12 protein-coding genes are annotated in these 21,514 nt (G+C 29.3%); 10 read left to right on the forward strand and 2 right to left on the reverse strand.

From position 1 onward, the window contains the following. Positions 1-4 precede the first annotated feature (4 nt). From ACLR9T_RS02720 to ACLR9T_RS02750, 7 genes are all read left to right on the forward strand, one after another. The gene (locus ACLR9T_RS02720) at positions 5-415 is read left to right on the forward strand and encodes a VOC family protein (protein ID WP_413108000.1); all 411 of its coding nucleotides are present in this window, start codon (positions 5-7) and stop codon (positions 413-415) included. 41 nt (positions 416-456) lie between these two features. Then, the gene (locus tag ACLR9T_RS02725; protein ID WP_413108001.1) at positions 457-1,179 is read left to right on the forward strand and encodes a DUF5131 family protein; all 723 of its coding nucleotides are present in this window, start codon (positions 457-459) and stop codon (positions 1,177-1,179) included. Between the two features lie 275 nt (positions 1,180-1,454). Beyond that, positions 1,455-3,539: a type I pullulanase gene (gene pulA, locus ACLR9T_RS02730; RefSeq protein WP_413108002.1), complete on the forward strand. Its 2,085-nt coding sequence runs from the start codon at positions 1,455-1,457 to the stop codon at positions 3,537-3,539. Positions 3,540-3,550: 11 nt separating this feature from the next. Continuing rightward, positions 3,551-4,105, forward strand: coding sequence for an aminoacyl-tRNA hydrolase (gene pth / locus ACLR9T_RS02735; RefSeq protein WP_413108003.1), 555 nt, complete (start codon positions 3,551-3,553; stop codon positions 4,103-4,105). Between the two features lie 8 nt (positions 4,106-4,113). Then, on the forward strand, positions 4,114-7,542 hold the full coding sequence (mfd, locus tag ACLR9T_RS02740; RefSeq protein ID WP_413108004.1) for a transcription-repair coupling factor: 3,429 nt from the start codon (positions 4,114-4,116) through the stop codon (positions 7,540-7,542). Positions 7,543-7,732: 190 nt separating this feature from the next. Further along, a complete protein-coding gene (locus ACLR9T_RS02745) occupies positions 7,733-12,496 on the forward strand; it encodes a right-handed parallel beta-helix repeat-containing protein (protein WP_413108005.1) in 4,764 nt (1,587 codons plus the stop codon). 472 nt (positions 12,497-12,968) lie between these two features. Beyond that, complete coding sequence (locus tag ACLR9T_RS02750) at positions 12,969-13,232, forward strand: hypothetical protein (protein WP_413108006.1); 264 nt, start codon at positions 12,969-12,971, stop codon at positions 13,230-13,232. A 185-nt stretch (positions 13,233-13,417) separates the two neighbouring features. Here ACLR9T_RS02750 and ACLR9T_RS02755 read toward each other — a convergent pair whose 3' ends face one another. Both ACLR9T_RS02755 and ACLR9T_RS02760 read right to left on the reverse strand, forming a co-directional pair. Further along, the gene (locus ACLR9T_RS02755) at positions 13,418-13,879 is read right to left on the reverse strand and encodes a dUTP diphosphatase (protein ID WP_413108007.1); all 462 of its coding nucleotides are present in this window, start codon (positions 13,877-13,879) and stop codon (positions 13,418-13,420) included. Positions 13,880-13,935: 56 nt separating this feature from the next. After that, positions 13,936-14,535 carry a YigZ family protein gene (locus ACLR9T_RS02760; protein WP_413108008.1) on the reverse strand — a complete coding sequence of 200 codons (600 nt, stop codon included), beginning with the start codon at positions 14,533-14,535 and terminating at the stop codon, positions 13,936-13,938. Between the two features lie 95 nt (positions 14,536-14,630). Between ACLR9T_RS02760 and ACLR9T_RS02765 the strand changes: the two genes are divergently transcribed. The 3 genes from ACLR9T_RS02765 to ACLR9T_RS02775 form a co-directional block, all read left to right on the forward strand. Continuing rightward, a complete protein-coding gene (locus tag ACLR9T_RS02765) occupies positions 14,631-15,512 on the forward strand; it encodes a DegV family protein (RefSeq protein WP_413108009.1) in 882 nt (293 codons plus the stop codon). Further along, positions 15,500-15,946 (forward strand): S-ribosylhomocysteine lyase, encoded by a 447-nt coding sequence (locus ACLR9T_RS02770; protein WP_413108010.1) that lies wholly within the window; start codon positions 15,500-15,502, stop codon positions 15,944-15,946. Before ACLR9T_RS02765 ends, ACLR9T_RS02770 begins: the two co-directional genes overlap by 13 nt. A 150-nt stretch (positions 15,947-16,096) precedes the next feature. After that, the coding region (locus ACLR9T_RS02775; RefSeq protein ID WP_413108011.1) for an NPCBM/NEW2 domain-containing protein at positions 16,097-21,514 on the forward strand (5,418 nt) is incomplete at its 3' end.

A 21,514-nucleotide genomic window follows, 5' to 3' on the forward strand; every position in this document is an offset into this window, starting at 1 on the left:
TATAATGAAATTTAATGAAACAACAATTCGTATTTTAGTTAGAAAAAATTATGGAGAGTGTTTTGATTTTTATACAAAAAAATTAGGCTTAATTGCAATTTGGGGTGATAGAAATGGACCTTATACTTCATTTGCTGTAAGCAGCGATACACCACCATGTTTTGCTATCTTTTCAGGGGAAGCGATGTCTATGTTTCAGGGTTATCAACAGCCTGATATTGATAGTACAGTAAAAGATACTATTGTAGCGGTTATACCTACTCTTGATTTAGATGAAGATTATTTACGTTTAAAAGAAGCGGGAGTAAGTTTTATTGGTGAACCACAGTATATTGAGGCATGGGGGATGCGTTGTACTTATTTTAGAGATCCGGAGGGCAATTTGTTTGAATTAAATGATGCTAGTAGTATATAATTTAATTCGTAGTAAAAGATAGATTAAAAAAGGAGAATTATATGAACTGGGAGCCATGGACAGGATGCTATAAAACTAGTGATGGTTGTACAAATTGTTACTTCTATGGACCACATGCTAAACGCTATGGTCAAAATATTATTGAAAAAACAGATAAGTTTGATTGGCCAATAAGGAAGAATAAAAAAGGTGAATACAATATTAAAGGAAATAAAATACTTGCAACTTGTTTTGCAACTGATTTTTTTCTTCCTGAAGCAGATAAGTGGCGTAAAGAGGTGTGGGCAATCATTAAAGAAAGAAAAGATATAGAATTTCTAATTCTAACGAAGCGAATTGATCGTTTTCTTGTATCACTGCCAGAAGACTGGGGAGCAGGATATGATAATGTGAATATAGGATGTACTGTTGAAAATCAGGAATTAGCTGATTATCGGTTGCCGTTGTTTTTGTCTTATCCAATAAAACGACGTTTTATTGCTTGTGCACCACTTTTGGAGGCGATTGATTTAACTCCTTATCTTCATGGAGTGGATCATGTAACAGTTGGTGGTGAAACAGGTAAGCAGGCTCGTGAATGTAATTATGATTGGGTACTTGATATTCGCAAGCAATGTTTAAATGCAAACATAACATTTTGGTTTAAGAATACTGGTTCACTATTTAAACATGATGGTATAGTAGAAAAAGTAAATCCCTTTAAACAAGCTGGAAAAGCAAAAGAGCTAGGAATAAATATATCAGATGGTAAACCTTTATTTTAATATAACTGGTATTATTAAAGCAGAAAAATCTAGTTTAGTAATACTTAAAATATTTTAATATTAATTCTAGAATTAAAACTATTAATTTATTAAAAAAGTTTTAGTTCTTTTTTGTTTAAGTTATGATTATTTATAAACAAGTATAATTTAATTTAAATTACTGCATAATAAAACTATTATTTTAATTATATAAAAAAAGAAAAATAAGTAAGTTTTATTGCATTGCCTTAGTTAAGAAGATAGGCTATAATGAGGTAGAAAAATGGGGTGAAATTATGGAAAAAAGTGCCGTTAGAATGATTGCACAAATGGTTGCTTTGAAAAAAATAGAAGTATTACTCTTAAAAAAATACTATGAAGGTAATAGCCCAAGATTTTATTTACGAGATTTAAGTAACAATAATCTAAAAGAAATAAGAATTTCAGGTAAATATGTAGAAGAACAGTTTGTACATTACTATTTCGATGACATTGAAATAGATTTTTGTCGTGTTTATCAAATTGTTGATGCATATGGATTATCAGAGACTTTACAATATACAAACCTTGTTTATGATCATGATTTTTTAAAGCAAAACTATTATGATGGAGATGATTTAGGAAATCATTATTATAAGGAATATACAACTTTTAAGGTATGGGCGCCAACTGCTTTACAAATGAAAGTATCTATTACTAAAGGTGGTTGCGTATATACTTATGAAATGCAAAGAACTGATAATGGGGTTTTTTATACAAAAGCTGCTGGTGATTTTGATAATTGTAAATATGTATATCTAGTTAGACATCATGAAGGATTTTACCCTGCGCTGGATCCTTATGCATATAGTTCATCTTCAAATAGTTTAAGCAGTATGATAATAGATTTAAATAAAGTTAACATAGATTTAAATCGTAGTAGTCTTCCACCATTATTAAATAAGACAGATGCAATTATTTATGAGGTTAGTGTTCGAGATTATACAATGTATGAAAATAGTTTAAGCAGCTATAAGGGAAAGTTTAAAGGGATCTATGAAGAGGGGGTCAAAACTAAACATGGCAATAGTGCTGGTTTGGATTATTTTGTAGAACTTGGAATTACACATATACAATTAATGCCAATATATGATTTTGCAACTGTTGACGAAAATAACCCTGAAATATTATATAACTGGGGGTATGATCCAGCTCAATATAATGTCCCTGAAGGTAGTTATAGTAGTGAGCCTAATGATGGATATAGCCGAGTTATTGAATGTAAAGAGATGATTTCAAAATTGCATTCTAAAGGTATTAGAGTAGTTATGGATGTTGTTTATAATCATATGTATGATGTTAATGCTAGTGCTTTTGAAAGATTGGTACCAGGTTATTATTTTAGAAAAAATCCAGATGGAACATTATCAAATGGTTCCTGGTGTGGTGATGATTTAGACACAGGTGAATACATGGTTAGAAAATATATCCTTGAGATGTCAAAACGTTGGCAGCAGTTTTATGGTGTTGATGGTTTTCGTTTTGATTTGATGGGAATTATTGATATTACTACAATCAATCAGGTTTATGAGTTATGTTCAAGTTATGACAGTGCGTTTATGATCTATGGTGAGGGCTGGAATATGCCTACTAATTTACCAGATGATCAAAAAGCGATGCAAGATAATCATGATAAAATGTTAAATATTAGTTTCTTTAATGATGAATATCGTGAAATCATGAAAGGTGGAAGTGGTGATTTTGTTTTAGTGAATAAAGGTTTTATTACTGGGAATTTGTATGAAACTGAGCGTGCTAAAAATGTACTTTCTGGTTTGAATCGTTATTCTAAACCTGATCAAACAGTAAATTATGTTGAATGTCATGATAATGCTACGATTTTTGATAAATTATATATATCAAACGTTGAAGAAGGGTTATCAGGAATTTTAAATCGTCAGAAAAATTTAACAATCATAACACTATTAGCTCAAGGAATTCCATTTATTCATGCTGGTCAAGAATTTTATCGTACTAAAGGTGGAGTATATAATTCGTATAATGCCCCAGATAATATAAATTGTATTAATTGGGATTTTAGAGATATTTATAAGAATGATATTGATGATATTAAGAAAATAATTCAGTTACGTAAAAATAATAAATGCTTTCGATATGCAACAAGGGAAGAAATTGAAAAAAATATTTTAGTTGAAAATATAGATTATAAAATGCTAAAATATACTCTCAAACAAGATAGTGGTGAATATAAAGAATTTATTATTTATATTAATCCCTCTAGTTTTGCATTTGATTATCAGGAAAAAGATTATAATTGTATTTATGGTAATCTAAGTGATAATCAAATCGAACCTAAAACAATTGTTATTTTAGCCAAATGAAGGAGAAATAGATGAAGTTAATTGTAGGATTGGGTAATCCAGGTAAAGAATATGAAGGAACCCGTCATAATTGTGGATTCATGGTAATAGATAAACTTGCAGAAAAATTGAATGTTAATGTTGATCAGAATAAATTTAAAGGAATATATGTTAAGTTTAAATATCATGGAGAGGATATAATCTTATTAAAACCGCAGACATATATGAATCTTTCTGGAGAATCTGTCATTGCAACAATGCAGTTTTTTAAGATTGATAAAGAAGATCTGTTAGTGATATACGATGATTTAGATATGCCGGTTGGTAAATTACGGTTACGAAAAACAGGTAGTGCTGGTGGACACAATGGAATAAAGAATATTATTGCTCATTTGAATAGTCAGGATTTTAAACGAATTAGGGTAGGAATTGATCGGCATAAATATATGAAAGTAGTTGATTATGTTTTGTCAGGTTTTTCCAAATTAGAAATGGAAGCTATTACTCAGGGAATTGAAAATGCTGCAGATGCGATTATAGATTATCTTGATCATGATTTTGATTATATAATGAATCGTTATAATTAGAGGATATTATGAAACAGTTAGATGATATTTTAAGACAAAATGCAGCTTTTAAAACTTTGATTAATGGTAAAGGGAACATCGTTGTTAATGACATTAACGATGAGGCACTATTAATATCTAGTGCCTTTTTGACATTAAAAAAAGATATTGTAGTTGTTAAAGCTAATCAATATGAAGCGAATATGCTTTATCAGCAAATAATGTCAATAAATGAACAAGATATTTTATTATTTCCAGTTGATGAATCATATCGTATTGAAGCATTAGCTGCTTCACCAGAGCTATTAGGACAAAGGCTTGATACCCTTTATCAGTTAACTACTGATAAACCTAAAATTTTAATTACCCATAGCCAGGCTTTAGTAAGGTACTTGCCAAGTAAAAAAATATTTAAAGATAATTGTTTAAATTTAAAAATCGGGATGCAGATTGATATATATGATTTGCAAAAATATTTATTAAAAGCTGGTTATCAAAGTACTATCAGAGTTGATCAGCCATTTTATTTTTCTAAACGTGGTGGTGTAATTGATGTGTTTTCAATCCAACATGAATCTCCAGTAAGAATCGAATTTTTTGATGATGAAATTGATAATATTCGTTTTTATAATCAAAATAGTCAAAGAACTATAGAAAGTATTAATGAAATAACGATTATTCCAGCTAGTGATGTATTATATGATGATCAAGAAATATCAGCTGTAATTAGTAAAATTAATGATTTAAGAGATAAACAAGTTGAAGAATTAGATGAGGTTTATTTAGATGATTTTTTAAATAAGGTTTCTATTGATCAAGAAAATCTTCGCAATCATGATACGAGTTTTACGATGTATAACTATTATAGTTTATTTAAACAAACTACAAGTATTAAAGATTATTTAAATGACCCTTTAATTATTCTTGCCAATAGTCATGATATTAATTTTGCTTATAAAAATTATCTTGAAGAAAATCATTATTATTATCAAGAATTAACAGTAATTGGTAAAAGTATTAAAGGATTACAGCTATTTAGAGATTATTATGAAGTGATTGATGATGCTGTAATTGATTTTAAAGCTTTTGCAACAAATGATAAAGATGTATTATTTAATGCTCGTCATATAATGATTGATAATCAAGATGAAAAAATGATTATTAATCAAATCAGAACATATTTAAAGTTATCTAAAGTAGTCATTGCATTAGATGATGAACATCAATTACGTTTAATGTGTGAGTTATTTGATCGTTATGAACTATTATATACATTAGTAGGAACTAAAGATGAATTATATCCTGGCTTAAATATTGCTATTAGTAAGATAGGTTTTGGAATTGAATTAGTCGATGAAAATATTGTTATTATTAGTGCTAATGAATTATTTAAAACAAGAAGTATTAAAAAACCTAAGTATTTTAAATACAAAAATGCTAAAGTTTTAAAAGATTATCAGGAGTTAAGTGTTGGTGATTATGTTGTTCATGATAATTATGGAATTGGACAGTATTTAGGAATAAAGACACTCGAAGTACAAGGGTTTCATAAAGATTATTTATATGTTGCTTATGCTGGGGATGATACTTTATATATTCCTGTAGAACAGTTTAAGCTGATTAGAAAATATTCTAGTGGAGAGGGCAAAGTACCTAAAATCAATAAATTAGGTAGTTCTCAGTGGCAAAAAACTAAAGCTAAAGCAAAAAGTAAAGTTGATGATATTGCAGATAAATTAATTGAGATATATTCAGCAAGAATTAACCAGCCTGGATATGCTTTTTCACCTGATAATGAATTGCAGATAGAATTTGAAAAATCATTTGGTTATGAATTAACAATTGATCAACTTCGTTCTGTTGAAGAAATTAAAGCTGATATGGAAAAACCTCAACCAATGGATCGTTTATTATGTGGTGATGTTGGTTTTGGTAAGACAGAAGTTGCATTAAGAGCTGCTTTTAAAGCTATCTTAAGTAATAAGCAGGTTGCTTTTTTATGTCCCACAACAATTTTATCAATGCAGCATTATAAAACTATGATTGAAAGGTTTAAAGATTTTCCAGTACGGATTGCTTTGTTGAATCGTTTTACTTCAGCTAAGCAAAAGAAAGAAATTTTAAATGATCTTAAATTAGGAAATATTGATTTATTAGTTGGAACACATAGAATTTTATCTAAAGATGTTATTTTTAAGGATATTGGACTTTTATGTATTGATGAAGAACAACGTTTTGGAGTCAAACAAAAAGAAAAGATCAAAGAATATCGAAAAACCATTGATGTTTTAACACTTACAGCTACTCCAATTCCAAGAACTTTGCAAATGTCGTTGATGGGTATTAGAGGATTATCACAAATTGAAACCCCACCTAAAAACAGGCAGCCTGTTCAAACTTATGTAATCGAAAAAAATAATGTGTTGATTAAACAAATTATTGAGCGGGAACTAGCACGAGATGGACAAGTTTTCTATCTTTATAACCGAACTAATCAAATAGCTAATGTAGCTTATAATATTGAATTAATGGTTCCAGGAGCAAAAGTGGCTATTGGTCATGGTCAAATGGATAAAAATGAATTAGAAGATGTTATGATGCGTTTTGTGAATAAGGAATTTAATGTGCTTGTTTGTACAACTATTATTGAAACAGGGATAGACATACCTAATGCTAATACTATTATCGTTGAGGATGCAGATAAGTTTGGTTTAAGTCAGCTTTATCAAATAAAAGGACGAGTAGGTCGTAGTAACCGAGGCGCTTATGCTTATTTATTATATAATCCATCACGAGTTTTAAATGAGGAAGCTAGTAAGCGTTTAAAGGCAATCAAAGAATTTACAGAGTTAGGCAGTGGTTATAAAATAGCAATGCGAGATCTTGCAATTAGAGGATCTGGTGATATTTTAGGTGGAACTCAATCAGGATTTATTGATTCAATTGGATTTGAAATGTATATGAAGATCTTACAGGATTCTATAAATCAAAAAATGGGTAAAGAAGAGACTGTAGAAACGGAAGTTAAAAGTCTTAATATTAATGTAGAAGGGTATATTCCTCATGATTATGTTTCTAGTGATATTGAAAAATTAGAATTGTATCAGCGCTTAGATAATACTAAGACAATAAAGGGAATAGATCACTTAAAAAGCGAGTTTATTGATTATTATGGTAAATTACCTGAAGAAGTATCTACTTTAATAGAAAAACGAAAATTAGATATTTTAGCTTCATGTAAGATTATTGATAGTTTAGAAGAGAAGAAAGGTAAATTAGAAATTATTTTTAGTAAAGAATATAGTCAAAATGTTAAGGGGGATCGTTTATTTGAAACCGTTAATCGATTATTTACGAGACCAGTTTTTAAACAAATAGATAGTAAAATAATAATAATTTTACCTAAAGGTGATCAATGGTTAGAGAGGTTAAATGAATTGATTGTAACATTAAATTAATAATATAATTGGTAATCTTCTTATCATAATTTGATTTGATTAAAAGATTATGATATAAATATAATTGTAGGCACAGATTGTTACCATTAAATTAGGCAAGACTTGTGAACGAAATTCTTTTCGTTTGCGAGTCTTTTTAATTTATTATCTGTATCTCATTGTTAGAAATGGAGGAGGAAAGGAGATAGTAATGAAAAGATTTTTTAAAGTATTTATAGTATTAGCTATAATGGCCTCGTTTACAAGTCCAATTAGCGTTAGTGCTAATGACGTGGATGAAAATAGTTATGGAACAACTTACTATTTAGATTCTAATATTGATAAGGCTAATGGGGATGGATTAAGCCAGGAGAATGCCTTTGATAGTTTGGACGATGTAAATGAACATCTTTTTCAACCTGGTGATAAGCTCTTGATTAAAGCTAATTCACAGTTTACAGGTACTTTGTGGCCAAAAGGTTCGGGATGTGCAGGATATCCAATTATTATTGATATGTATGGACAAGGTGAAAAACCTTTAATTGACGGAAATGGTGCATATTTTATGCCTCAACAAAAGGATTGGCAGGGACCATTTACTGGTGAAGATGATAATCAAATTGGAGCTGCAGTATATTTATATAATCAAGAATATATTGAAATTAATAATCTAGCAATTAAAAATCAAGGTGATAATCAAAATCGTGATCGTAGTGGGATTAGGGTTGAAGGATATGATTATGGAGTAATCAATCATATTTATATCCGTAACTGTGATATTCGTGATGTTCGGGGATATAATGGGCAAGATGATATCTATTCAGTTATTCCTACTGATGAAGATGGGCGACCATTATTTGGATATGAAGGAGATAGTAATAATCCTAATACAACTAATACTTTTTGGGGAGCACGAACAACTCATCGAACGGGAGGAATCAATTTAAGTACATATACAGCACGGCTTTCAGAAGCTCGAAATGAGTATAATGTTCCTATACAAGAATTAGATCAAACAAAGAAAGTAACGATTTTTAATGATATTTTAATTGAAAATAATACGATTGAAAATTGTCAGGCTAATGGTATTACGACAACAAATGTTAAGGGAAGCTTAGATGATGAAGCATTTAGACATACAAATATAATTATTCGTAATAATTATATTCATAATGTTACTAGAGCTGGTATCGTTCCTTTATATACAAATGGTGTATTAGTTGAATTTAATAAAGTTGACACTTTTCAAAGTACTTATGAAGGATATGGTTGTGGAATTTGGTGTGATCGTGCTAATGATATGGTTTTTCAATATAATGAAGTATGTAATGGTCAAAATGGTAATGATGGAATGGCTTTTAATTTAGATGATATGACACAAAATGGAATTATTCAGTATAATTATACTCATGATAATTATGGGGGTGGTTATATGTTGCATGTACGTCAAAACTCATATAATCGTAATAATGTTATTCGTTATAATTTATCAATAAATGATAGTGGTGTTTTTGCAGCCCATAATGCTCAAATTGTAGCAGTTGGTGAAAATGAGACTACTAAGATTGAAAAATCAAAAGTTTATAATAATACCTTTATTTCAAATAAGGATTGTCATGCTGTTTATCAAGGGGATGAAGTTTTTTATAACAACAATATTTGGTATTTCACTAATCCTAGTGTCGCTTCACGACAAAAATGTTTTGAACCGGGAGCTAATTCAAATTTTAATAATAATGCTTATATTGGTTGTGTAGCCCCAAAAGATGAAAACATGTATTCTCAAATGCCACAGTTTGTTGGTAAAGATAATTTATTTGGTTTAAATAAAAGTAAAGCTTTAAAGGCAGCTGCCTTATTATCATCATCACCATATCTTAATAAAGGGGTTAACATTGATAATAATGGCGGAAAAGATATCTTAGGACGAAAGATCGACACTGATGTAAATTTAGGGGCAATTGATGGATTGGGACACGTTCGTGGTAATGAGGTGTCTACAACGGTTATTAATGCCAATGATAGTCAATTAAAACGTTATTTATCAGATGGTACATTACAGACCGATATAATAAATGAAACTGCCTCTGAATCAAATACTAAGTGGGTCAATACGACTTTTGATGGGACAACTTCTAGTCCTGCAGTTATCTATACAAAAAAATTAGATAATTATATCGAGTTTTCTTTTACTGGAATTGGGGGAAGTTTAACTCTAAAATATGGTGCCGGGGCAGGGAACGCAATTATTAAAGTATATCAAAAAAATGCACCTGACCAGGAAATTAAGTCTATTTCAGTTAATACATATAATCCAACACCAAGTATGAGAAAAACTTTTATAAGTAATTTAAGTGAGACAAATGAGGAATATATAATTCGTGTATATAACAACGAAAACGGTAAAGCTACTAATTTTTCATCATTTGTATCTGAAGTAAAAAATGCTGAACCCGATGTATCGGGGTGTAGTAATGATACTTTAGCAGGAGTAATATTATTACAGCCAGTAAATCTAACGATTCCGTATGAAAAGACAGAAGCTAGAGCAACATTAGAAACTTATGCATTTATGGACACATGTAATGAAGATACAGGAGAACCAGTAATTACTTATACTGTTGATAATGGAGGACAAATTGCTGGAAATACTTTAATTGTTGATGAAGCCGGGACATACAAAATAACAGCAACTGCTGTTTATAATGATGTTACAGTTTCTGATACAAAAGAAATTAAGGTTACTCAAGGAAAAGAACCCCAAGTTAATCTCCAACCAGTCGATAAACAAAGACTGACAGCATTGGTAAATATTTGTAGTAATCTAGATTTGGATTATTTTAATGATGAAAATAAAGAAGCATTTAATGTAGAGTTAGTTAAAGCAATTGCACTATTATTAAGTGATGATATAACTCAAGAGCAACTTGATACAATGGTTAAACAACTACAAAAGGCAAAAGATGCTTTGATTCAAAAACGTTTTGATGCCCAAGATCCTGTCATTGTTAAAACTGGTAATTGGGTGACAATAACAGATGCTACTTTACATAAAGGTTCCGCATTGAAATCTGGTGTTGCTGATGAAAAGATGTCGTTAGAATTTAATGGTAATGGAATTACAGTTTATGGTCGAAAAGCAGTTGGTACAGGTACGACAAGATTTATTGTTACAGCAATTGATGGTAACCAGGAAACAGTAGTTATTTCTAAAGATGTGGACTGTTATCAAACTGTTAAGGAGGACCAACAAGCGTTATTTAGCTGGGAGGGTAGTGAAAATGGTAATTATCGTTTAGATATTATCAATACTGGATATAAAAATCCAAATGCGTCTAATCGTGATATCAATACTATCATTGATTATATCGATGTAGAGCATGCTGAATCGATAGTATTGGATAAGACTTCTTTAATAAAATTAGTTAATGAGCTTAGTGAAATAGAATTAAATAAATATATTGATAATCAACCAAAATTAATCTTTATAGAGAGATTAAATGAAGCAAAATTATTACTAGAAACAGCTACAGACCAAAACCAACTAGATGATATGGTTATAGCTTTAAATGAAGCTAAAGAAAATTTAACTAGTAAACTAGTAACAAAGATAGAAGCAGAAAGTGAAGATGTTCTTAAAATAGGAAATGAAGCTAATTGGAGTAGTATCATTGGTGAAAATATTTCTAATTTAGCTATTAAAACTGATTTAGAGGGAAATAAAGCCGAATATACTTTTAATGGTGATGGTATTGAAGTAATTGGCAGAAAAGCGGTTGGTACAGGAATTGTTAAATTTACAGTTTACAAGATTGATGGACAGGACGAAACTATTGTTGGAGAGCCTAAATTAATTGATACTTATCAAGCTGAGATGGCAGATAATCAGTTATTATTTGCATATTATGGAGTTGCGGGAACATATCGTATTGAATGTGAGAATACTGGAACTTATAATGAAAATTCAAACGGTTCTAATAACATGATCGTTGATTATTTCAATGTAGTAAACAAATATGAGTTAGATATTAATAAACAATTCTTACAGATTGCAATAGAATTAGCAGATGGAATTACTGAAGCAGAATTAAGTGCGGTAGTACCAGCAGTAGTAACTGAATTTAAAGCAGCGTTAGCAGAAGCTAAAATAATCTATGCTGATGATACTGCAAATCAGCAACAGGTAGATATTTCAGCAATGCGATTAACTAAAGCAATGCATATGTTATCATTTATCAAAGGTGATAAAACTAAACTAAGTGAACTAATAAATAAAATCAAAGAGCTTAAAGAAAGCGATTATACAGTAGAATCATGGCAAAAGCTACAGATAGTATTAGCTAAAGCAGAAGTATTAATGCAAGATGAAAATGCATTAGAATATGAAGTAGAAGAAATGAATCAAGAGCTTGAAGAAGCATTTGATCAATTGGAAGAGATAAGTAAGAGTAATAAAGAATGGTTACAAGCAATTGTAGATAAAGTCATGAACTTGGAAGAAGAAAATTATACAGTAGAATCATGGCAAGCAATGAAACCATTATTAAATCAAGCAAATAAAGTTTTAAATGATTCAAATGCAACCCAAGAACTGATTGATAAAGCAAAAGAAGATTTAATCAAAGCATATTTAGAATTAAGATTAAAACCAAATAAAGAACTATTAGAAGAATTGATCAATAAAGCAAATCAATTAAATAAAGCCGGTTATAATGAGACATCATGGACAAGATTAGAAAAAGCTTTAATTGAGGCTAAAATAATCTTAAAAGATTCTAAAGCAAGTGAAGCTGAGATAAAAACAGCTTTAGAAGGATTGGCTATGAGTATTGAAAAATTAGAAGTTAAAAAAGCTGTAGATAATGTAACTAATACTAAAGAAGCAGTAGATACAGGTGATGCAACTAGCTTTATTAGTATAGTCAGTTTAGGTGGGGCTTTAGGTATCTTAGGATATTTAAAAAAGAAGAAATAAGCATAATTTATGTAGATAGGTCATTTAGTGGGCCTATCTTTTTGTTTGTATGATTAACAAAAAATGAATAATGTTCATTTTAAGGAGGTAAATATGCATAAAAAAACGGACACGCATTACATTTGATTTACAAACAAAAAATATGATACAACTTCTTATAGTAAACACACTAAAAGATTATATCCTTATATTTTTAAATGAGATTATTCATTTTCATGGAAATACTATTTTAAATTTAGGAGGCAATATAGGAATGCTGATGGGATAGTAAAAATTTGATGATTGGGTTTTATTATAATGATTCATTTTATCACTATCCTAATCCTAAAAAAGTAATTGAAGAGATAGGACGGATATTAAAATATAGAGGAATGTTTAAGACATTGGTCATTTGTCAAATTATGAGTTTGTTTATTCGATACAATCGAGGAGGGGTGTTAAAATTTATTCTAAAAAAGAAATAATAACGTTAATGAGTGAAATATTTTATGAGCTCGAATGGACTAAATTATTAAATAGTGCTTACATAATAAAAGGAGTAAAAAATACTTTAGCAACTAATAAAAAATATCTAAGAACAATATATCAGCTAACTTTACAGGATAAAAAAGTTCGTCAGATCAATTTAGCTTTATCTCTTGGTTATGCTTATTCTAGTGTTTTCATCATAATAAAACATCTTAGAAAGGATGGATTGATTATTATTAAAAATAATAATATATTTCTTACTTTTTAAGAAAAAAACTTGCTAAAGAGAGTTTAGTATTATACCAATAGGTTTATCTGTGGCTTGAAAAACATGAGATCTTATCTTGTGAAGCTTTATAATACACAGATAAAATAACAAATAATTATTGATAATAAATTTATTCTGTTATTAATAAAGAAATAAAAAGATTAAATGTTGTTAAATTATAACATTTAATCTTTATTGCTATAGTTTTGTAAAATAGTATCAAAATCTAAACCAATCTTAAATCCTAATGTAAAATAATCATCAATACAATTTTGAAAGGCTTCAAAATTATATGTCTCTATTACTTTTAATGCACTTTGATAAACTTTGATCAATTGCTTGGAAACATTGTTGGAGTCACTAATTTCCTGATAATTTTTTAGATTATCAACATGTAATTCAAAACCTACTGACATAAGCAAATGCAAACCATCAATATAATAGTCTAAAAGTTCTTTATCATTTGTTGAAGAGTTATCCCAAAAGCTAAATACCTTAGCTTCTTCACCAACTTTACCTAGTTCACAGAGAAATGCTAATACTTTGATATTAACTTTATCTTTGTTTAAAACAGCATGATTAGGATCAGTAACTAATTTTAATTCATTAGTCACATGTTTTTGATAAATTTTATTAATCTCATTCATTTTAATTAATCACCTCTTAATAATTATTATACTCTTATTTATGTCATTTTCATGAATTATAATAATTCAATATAATCATTTTTTATATATTCTTTATCGTAAGTATTATTTGTTAAGTCTTGAACAATTGTTAAAAAAGATTCATCAACAAGATAACACATATAACTAACTTGTTCACCATATTCGATATTGATACAGTTAATATTATGGATTTTAAGTAAATGTTCGAATTTTTTTGTAAATGAATAATCAATTGTTATTTTATATAAAGGAACGCTGTGTTTTTCAACTATTTCTGCCTGTTTTAACGCATCAGCAACACTTTGGCGATATGCGCGAGTTAATCCACCAGCTCCTAATTTTATTCCTCCAAAATATCTTGTAACTATAGCGATAATATTAGTCAAACTGTTTTTTTCTAAAACATCTAACATTGGAAGTCCTGCTGTGCCACTAGGTTCACCATTGTCATTAGCTCTTTTTTTATTTCCAACGATATATGCAATACAGTTATGATTTGCATCATGATATTTATCTTGATATTCATGAATAATTTGCTCTATTTTTTCTTCATCATTGCATGGAATTAAGGTACAAATAAATTCAGACTTTTTAATTATCCATTTGTAAGTAATAATTTTACGTATTGATTTCATTAAATCCCTCATTTCTTTATTATCATAACATATATTACTAGAAATATGGGAATAAATTTGATATATTAGTAACGTAACTATAGGAGGAAAGAACCATGAAAAAAATAGCGGTTTTAGCAGATAGTGGATGCCAATTATTAATTGGGTCGTTAGAAGATCAGGGCATTTATATTGTTCCTCTAACGATAACTATGGAAAATGAAACATATTTGGATTTAAAAGAGATAACTGCTCTAGAAGTTTTTAAAAGAATGGAAAAAACTGGCGAGATAGTTAAAACATCACAACCTTCGACCGGATCAATTCAAGAGGCAGTTCATAAAATTAAAGCAGCTGGATATGAGCATGTTATAGCTCTTTCAATTGCAACGGGATTATCTTCAACTTTAAGTGGGATGAAATTAGCTTGTGATATGGTAGGAATTCCAGTTACATTAATTGATACTAAAGGGACTGCAAGTAATCATCGTTATTTAGTTAGAGTAGCTAAAAAACTGATTGATGAAGGTAAAGAAATTGATGAAATTGAAAATATATTAACTGATATGGTTGAACAGTCAGGAACTTTAATCATGGCTCCAAATTTGGATCATTTGAAAAAAGGTGGTCGAATCACTCCTGCAGTGGCAATGCTTGGGAATTTGTTGAAGATTGTACCAGTAATGAAGTTGAATTACGAACTTGGTGGTAAAATTGATACTTTGGATAAGGTTAGAACAGTAAAAAAGGCTAATTTAAAGATAATTGATCACATGGTAGATGTATGTGGTGTCAATAATAAAGATTATATCATTGCTATTGAACATGTTTTAGTTGATGAATTAGCCAAAACAATGAAACAGACTTTGATTGATCGTATTGGAAAATGTCAAATTACAGTAAGAGAATTACCAGCTGTAGTAGGCGCTCATATGGGTGTCGGTGGTGTTGGATATCAGTATATAAAGAAGTATGAGGGACTATCATGGAACGAATAACAAGTTTTGGTGTTGATCATACAAAATTAACTAAAGGAATCTATATCTCAAGAATAGATGATGATTTGACAACATATGATATTAGAATGACTGAGCCAAATGTTGAACCTGCTTTAGATCCTAGGGCAGCTCATACAATTGAACATATTGGAGCAACACTGCTTAGAAATGGTGAATTTAAAGATAAAATTATTTATTTTGGACCGATGGGTTGTATGACAGGTTTTTATTTAATTACTAGAGAGTTAGATTTAAATCAGGTAATTATGATTGTTAAAGAGGTGTTCAAACAAATTGCTAATTGGGATCAAGAAATTCCTGGTGCAAAAGCTGAAGAATGTGGAAATTATAGTTTTATGGATTTAAATAAGGCTAGAGAGTCAGCTAAATATTTTATTAATTCTTCGTGGCAGCATCAATATCATTATTTATAATGAATAGGTAAAATATTATGATTAAGAGATAATATTTTACTTTTTTTTTGTTTTTAATGTTTGCGCTTACATGATTGGTTGACTTAAAGGATTTTAAAATTTATACTGAAATTGAGGTTCATAAGAAATATAAAAAGAGGAGGGAAAACAATGAAGTTAAAGAAAAGAATTAAAAGTATGTTTATTTTTAGTCTAGTTATTTGTATGCTTTTTTGTCAAGGAATGCCATTAAAAGCGGTGAATATTCAAAATGATGGTATACATATAAATGTACTAGATTATGGTGCTGATCCAACTGGAGTAAAGGATAGCACAACTGCTATTTGGGACGCTTTACAAGCAGCTAAAGAAGCTGAAGATGATGGTAAAAATCAGGTTATATTAGATTTTCCTAAAGGAGAATACCATATTTATAAGGATTATGCACAAGTACGGGAGTATCATACTTCTAATACTAATAGTATTCAAAGTCCTGAAAAGACAATTGGGATTTTAATAGAAGGGCATAAAAATCTTACAATCAATGGAAATGATTCATTATTTATGATGCATGGAAATATTATGGCTCTTGCTGTAGTTGAATCTCAAAATATTGTTTTACAAGATTTTTCTTGGGACTTTGCGGTTCCTACAGTTTCAGAAATGACAATTATGGAAATGGGAAATGAAAATGGTAAAGATTATACAGATTTTTATATTCCTAAATGTTTTCCATTTGAAATAGCTGGAAATACAATAAAGTGGTATAGCGAAAAAAGTCCCTATACAGGTGAGTATTATTGGAGTGAAACAGGGATTCACAATGCATATTCAATCGTAGGTTACTTACCTGAAGAGGAAATGACAAGAGCTTATTTTACTAATGAAACACCGTTTCAAAATGTATCATCAATTACAAAATTAGATGATACTGTTGTTCGAATAACTTATACTGGTAATAACCGACCTGCGATGCAAAAAGCTGGAATGGTTTTAGAATTAGCTAGCAGCGCTTATCGTGAAACAGCTGGAGCATTTACATGGGAAAGTAAAAATGTTGTTGCAAATCGTATCAATGTTCACTTTATGCATGGATTTGGCTGGCTGATTCAAATGAGTGAAGATGTTGCATATTATGATTGTAATTTTATGCCTCGTGAAAATTCTGGTCATATAACTGTAAGTTATGCGGATATTATTCATGCTTCAGGTGCGGCAGGAGAAATTATTATTGAAAATTGTAATTTTTCTAATTCACATGATGATCCAATCAATCTTCATGGAACATTTACTCGTGTTGAAAAACGCAAGGATGATCATACATTACAGTTAAAATATATCCATACACAACAAGGTGGTTTTCCACAATATCATGTTGGTGATAAAGTAGCTTTCTTTACACGTGATACTTTAGAATCAACTGATAATGAGAATTTATATACTGTAAAAGAAGTTATTTCTAATCCTGGAGAAAATGGTAATGATCTTCGAACGATGGAAGTTAGTTTTGAGGAAAGTTTACCAGCTAATCTTACTGATAAGATTGGTAATGAACCAAAATATGTGGCAGAAAATGTAACATATGCTCCAGCAGTAACAATTCGTAATAATACGTTTAAAAATGTTCCTACTAGAGGTATTTTATGTACAACAAGAAATAAAGTATTAATTGAAAATAATATCTTTTTAAATATGTCAATGGCAACAATATATTTATCAAATGATTCAGATGAATGGTATGAATCAGGACCAATTCGTGATATGACGATTAGAAATAATACTTTTTATATTAAAAGTATCGGAAGAACATCATGGGAGTATGCTCCAGCTGTTTATTTCCATCCTGTAACTAAAGGAGGAGGATTACCATCACAAGATAATCCAATTCATAAAAATATTACTATTGAAGATAATACATTTTTTATGGATGTTGATACTGTTGTAAAAGCTGAAAGTGTTGAGAATTTAACGATTCGAAATAATAAAGTATGGCGTACTGATCCAGATGTAGTAATTGAGTTAGAGACCAATAAGAATGAGTTAGATATTGGTGAAAGTCAACAATTAAAAATTCAAACTAATGGTGATAGTCATACTCGTCCACAAGATAATGTTTTTGAATTTACAAAATGTAAAAATGTAGTTTTAGAAGGTAATACTTATGATGATGGTTTAAAAAAGTATGCTGTTTTAAGTGGTATGGATGAGAGTAATTTAACTAATCATGATAAAGATATTAAAGTTGTAAATAATCGTAATGAAGCTGTTAGTAATCCAGTAGGAGTAATTAACTATGCAAGTAGTAATCCAGCTGTAGCTTCAGTGGATAATAATGGTAAGATTATAGCAAATAAACAAGGTAAGACAGAAATTTATGCTTATTATGTTTGGAATAATACAATTATTAAATCTAATGCTATTGAAATAACTGTAAGTAGTAATCAAATACCAAAGGAAACAATAGAAATTCAAAACAATCAACCGATCATTTTAAATCAAAAAGAACAACAAATTAAAGTGACAGCTACAACAAATTCTTCATCTAAAATAGAGTGGGAGATATTAGATTTTTTAAATAATGAAAATAGTTCAGTAGCTACAGTAGATGATGATGGTGTTATAACAGCTAAGAAAAATGGAATTGTTTGGTTAAAAGCTAAAATTGGAACTAGTGAGGATAAGATACCGGTAATTGTTTCTTTACCTGTAGTTGAAGGTTTATCACCTGCTTTTAGTGTTATAAGAGAAAGTAAGGGAAACTATGAATTAACTAAAACTGATTTGACTATTGATTTACAAAAAGGTGATTTATATCAAAGTGATAATACTGTTAATAACTTATTTTTGTACTCTATCCCTCAAGATATTGATAAGAATAATCTTAGAACAATTGTAAAAGTCACAAATATGCCAATTCGAGAAAATAGTCAATGGGATACAGCATCATTTATTTTGTATAAAAATGATGATAACTATATTACAATTGGTAAAAAATCACATTACAATGGAATTTCTAGTGTCAGTGAGACAAATGGAGCAGCAGTCGAAACAGGTGGCAATAGTCAGCAGGATAATGTTGCAACCGCATATTTAGGTTTTAGTAAAAATGGGAATTCTGTTTCACTAGATTTTAAAGTTGAAGGTGGAAGCTGGCAACATCTAAGGGATATCGATGGCAGCATGTTAGGTGCAAATTATAAAATCGGTTTTGCTGGATGGGAAACTAATGATCGTAATAAAAAAATCAACTTTTCAGATTTTAAAGTTGCAGAGAATACTATTAGCTATGAGGAATTAGAAAAACAAAATAGTGTTTTGTGGGGAGAATATGAAAATACTGCTCCAACAATTAATAATGTACGTTTTGAAAAAGATAGTTATAATGTAGGTGATCTAGTAAAAATTAAATATGATTTAAATGATAGTGATGGAGAAGGTAATAGTTTATATTTATGGACTTATTATCAAGATGGAAAGTTAAAACAGGAAGTTACAGATATTCCACAATTTAGAGTAAATTATGCAGGGCAATTAAAATGTGAGGTTTATCCTAAAGATAGTAATGGAACACCTGGTATAAGTAAATCTGTGCAGATAGAAGTAGATAAAAATACGATTGATTATAGTTTAGATGAATTAAGTATTAATGGTAATAATTTATTAAAAGATGATTTAAATCAAAGAGTATTTGACGTTTATTTGCCAGTAGATCTATCTAAAGTAGATTTAAGTTATCATGCAATCATGATTGATGAAGGGTCAACTGAAGTAAGAATTAATGATAAACCAGTTACAGATAAGTTGACTAATGTGGATAAAGTAGTTTTAGATATTAAAGATGGGGATATTGTTATTGTTAAAAGAGATGGTATTGTCTACCAGATTAATATTCATACAATAAAAAGTAATGAAACAACTACTAATAGTATTTCAATGCCTGAGATAGGATTTAATATAACGGATTTTTCAACTGATAATTGGGTAATAAATACGACTCAGCAAAGTTCCCAAATTCAAATTAATGTAGGAGATAATATTGGTAAAGTAGAATTAAAATCTGATTCTTATCGAAAACCAATTAGTTTAACTAAAGAAAATAATCTTTATCAAGCAAATATTAATTTTAATAATGGTCTAAATACGTATTATATTATAGTTACAGCAAAAGATGGAATAACAACAAAGCAATATATTGTAAATGTGATTTATCAAGCTGATTATAATATTTTAGTTAATGATATTAAAATAAATGATATATCATTATCAAATTTTAGTAATGATGTATACGAATATGTTTTAGATATTGAAGAAGATACTCAAGCATTAAAGGTAGCAGTAGATTATGATGGTGAGACAAAAATTGCCGTTAACAATGATACATTAGAAGGTAATACAATTGTATCAAGTGATTTAAAAGATGGAATTAATGATGTTTATGTCATGGTAACAGCTTATGATGGTATTACTAAAAAGGTTTATCATATTCAGGTAATTAAACCATATGCTCAAAATACAGAAGTATTAAAAATAGAACTAGATAATCGAGAAATTAAAGATAAATTTGATGAACAAGGAAATCTTGAAACTATTGTATCAAATGATCAAGTAGTTTTGGATATAGCATGTCAAGATAGTCAAGCTTTAATCGAAATTAGTAGTGGTAAGGAAAAATTTGAAAAGACGGGAGAAATTATTCAATCAATAAATATATATAAGGAATCACCAGTTATTGATATTGTAATTACTTCACGTGATGGTAATCATAAGAAAAAGTATCATCTTGATTTACAAAAAGCAACTTATCTATCAGATCTAACATGGAATGAAGGTGCGACAGTAGGTTATGGTGAGATTCAAAAAGATAAAGCATCAAGTGGTTCAGCAATTCGTTTACCAGATGAAAATGGAAATCCTGTTACTTTTGATAAAGGAATTGGAACTCATGCTCAATCAGTTATTTCATATGATGTAGAAGGTAAAGGGTATCAACGTTTACAAGGATATGTAGGAATTGATTATGCTAAGTTTAATGATGGCTATGATGGTGTACAGTTTGAAATATATGGTGACGACACTAAATTGTTTGATAGTGGTGTAATGTTAAGTAAAACTCCAATGAAATATTTTGATGTTGCAATTGGTGATGCAAAAGTAATAACTTTGAAAGCATTGCAGGGGAATAATAATTGGAGTGATCATTCAGATTGGGCGGATATTAAATTTACTTCAGAATTTATGACAGCACCAGTTAAATATTATAATCAGACTATAATGCCTAGTGAAAATGGTATAATTACTTCAAGTATACAAGATGATTTAATTGAGGAAAATACATCTGTAACATATACTTTTACTCCAAATGATGGCTATTATTTAAAAGAGGCTAAAATTAATGGTAATGTTGTGTCATTAGATAATAATCAATATACAATCAACGATGTTCAAGAAAATATTATTGTTGAAGCAGTATTTGAAAAAAATAATTTTGAAACAAATAAAATAGCATTATCAATCGCAATTGATATGGCTAATGCAGTAACTCAAGAACAGTTAGGTAAATTAGTACCAGCAGTAGCTGATGAATTCAAA

This window comes from Thomasclavelia sp. (assembly GCF_047249845.1).
GTDB lineage: Bacteria > Bacillota_I > Bacilli_A > Erysipelotrichales > Coprobacillaceae > Thomasclavelia.

Bases quoted from the DNA above. Each gene is read 5' to 3' on its own strand.
- ACLR9T_RS02720 (WP_413108000.1), top strand. From the start codon at position 5: ATGAAATTTAATGAAACAACAATTCGTATTTTAGTTAGAAAAAATTAT.
- ACLR9T_RS02725 (WP_413108001.1), top strand. From the start codon at position 457: ATGAACTGGGAGCCATGGACAGGATGCTATAAAACTAGTGATGGTTGT.
- pulA (WP_413108002.1), top strand. From the start codon at position 1,455: ATGGAAAAAAGTGCCGTTAGAATGATTGCACAAATGGTTGCTTTGAAA.
- pth (WP_413108003.1), top strand. From the start codon at position 3,551: ATGAAGTTAATTGTAGGATTGGGTAATCCAGGTAAAGAATATGAAGGA.
- mfd (WP_413108004.1), top strand. From the start codon at position 4,114: ATGAAACAGTTAGATGATATTTTAAGACAAAATGCAGCTTTTAAAACT.
- ACLR9T_RS02745 (WP_413108005.1), top strand. From the start codon at position 7,733: ATGAAAAGATTTTTTAAAGTATTTATAGTATTAGCTATAATGGCCTCG.
- ACLR9T_RS02750 (WP_413108006.1), top strand. From the start codon at position 12,969: ATGAGTGAAATATTTTATGAGCTCGAATGGACTAAATTATTAAATAGT.
- ACLR9T_RS02755 (WP_413108007.1), bottom strand. From the start codon at position 13,879: ATGAATGAGATTAATAAAATTTATCAAAAACATGTGACTAATGAATTA.
- ACLR9T_RS02760 (WP_413108008.1), bottom strand. From the start codon at position 14,535: ATGAAATCAATACGTAAAATTATTACTTACAAATGGATAATTAAAAAG.
- ACLR9T_RS02765 (WP_413108009.1), top strand. From the start codon at position 14,631: ATGAAAAAAATAGCGGTTTTAGCAGATAGTGGATGCCAATTATTAATT.
- ACLR9T_RS02770 (WP_413108010.1), top strand. From the start codon at position 15,500: ATGGAACGAATAACAAGTTTTGGTGTTGATCATACAAAATTAACTAAA.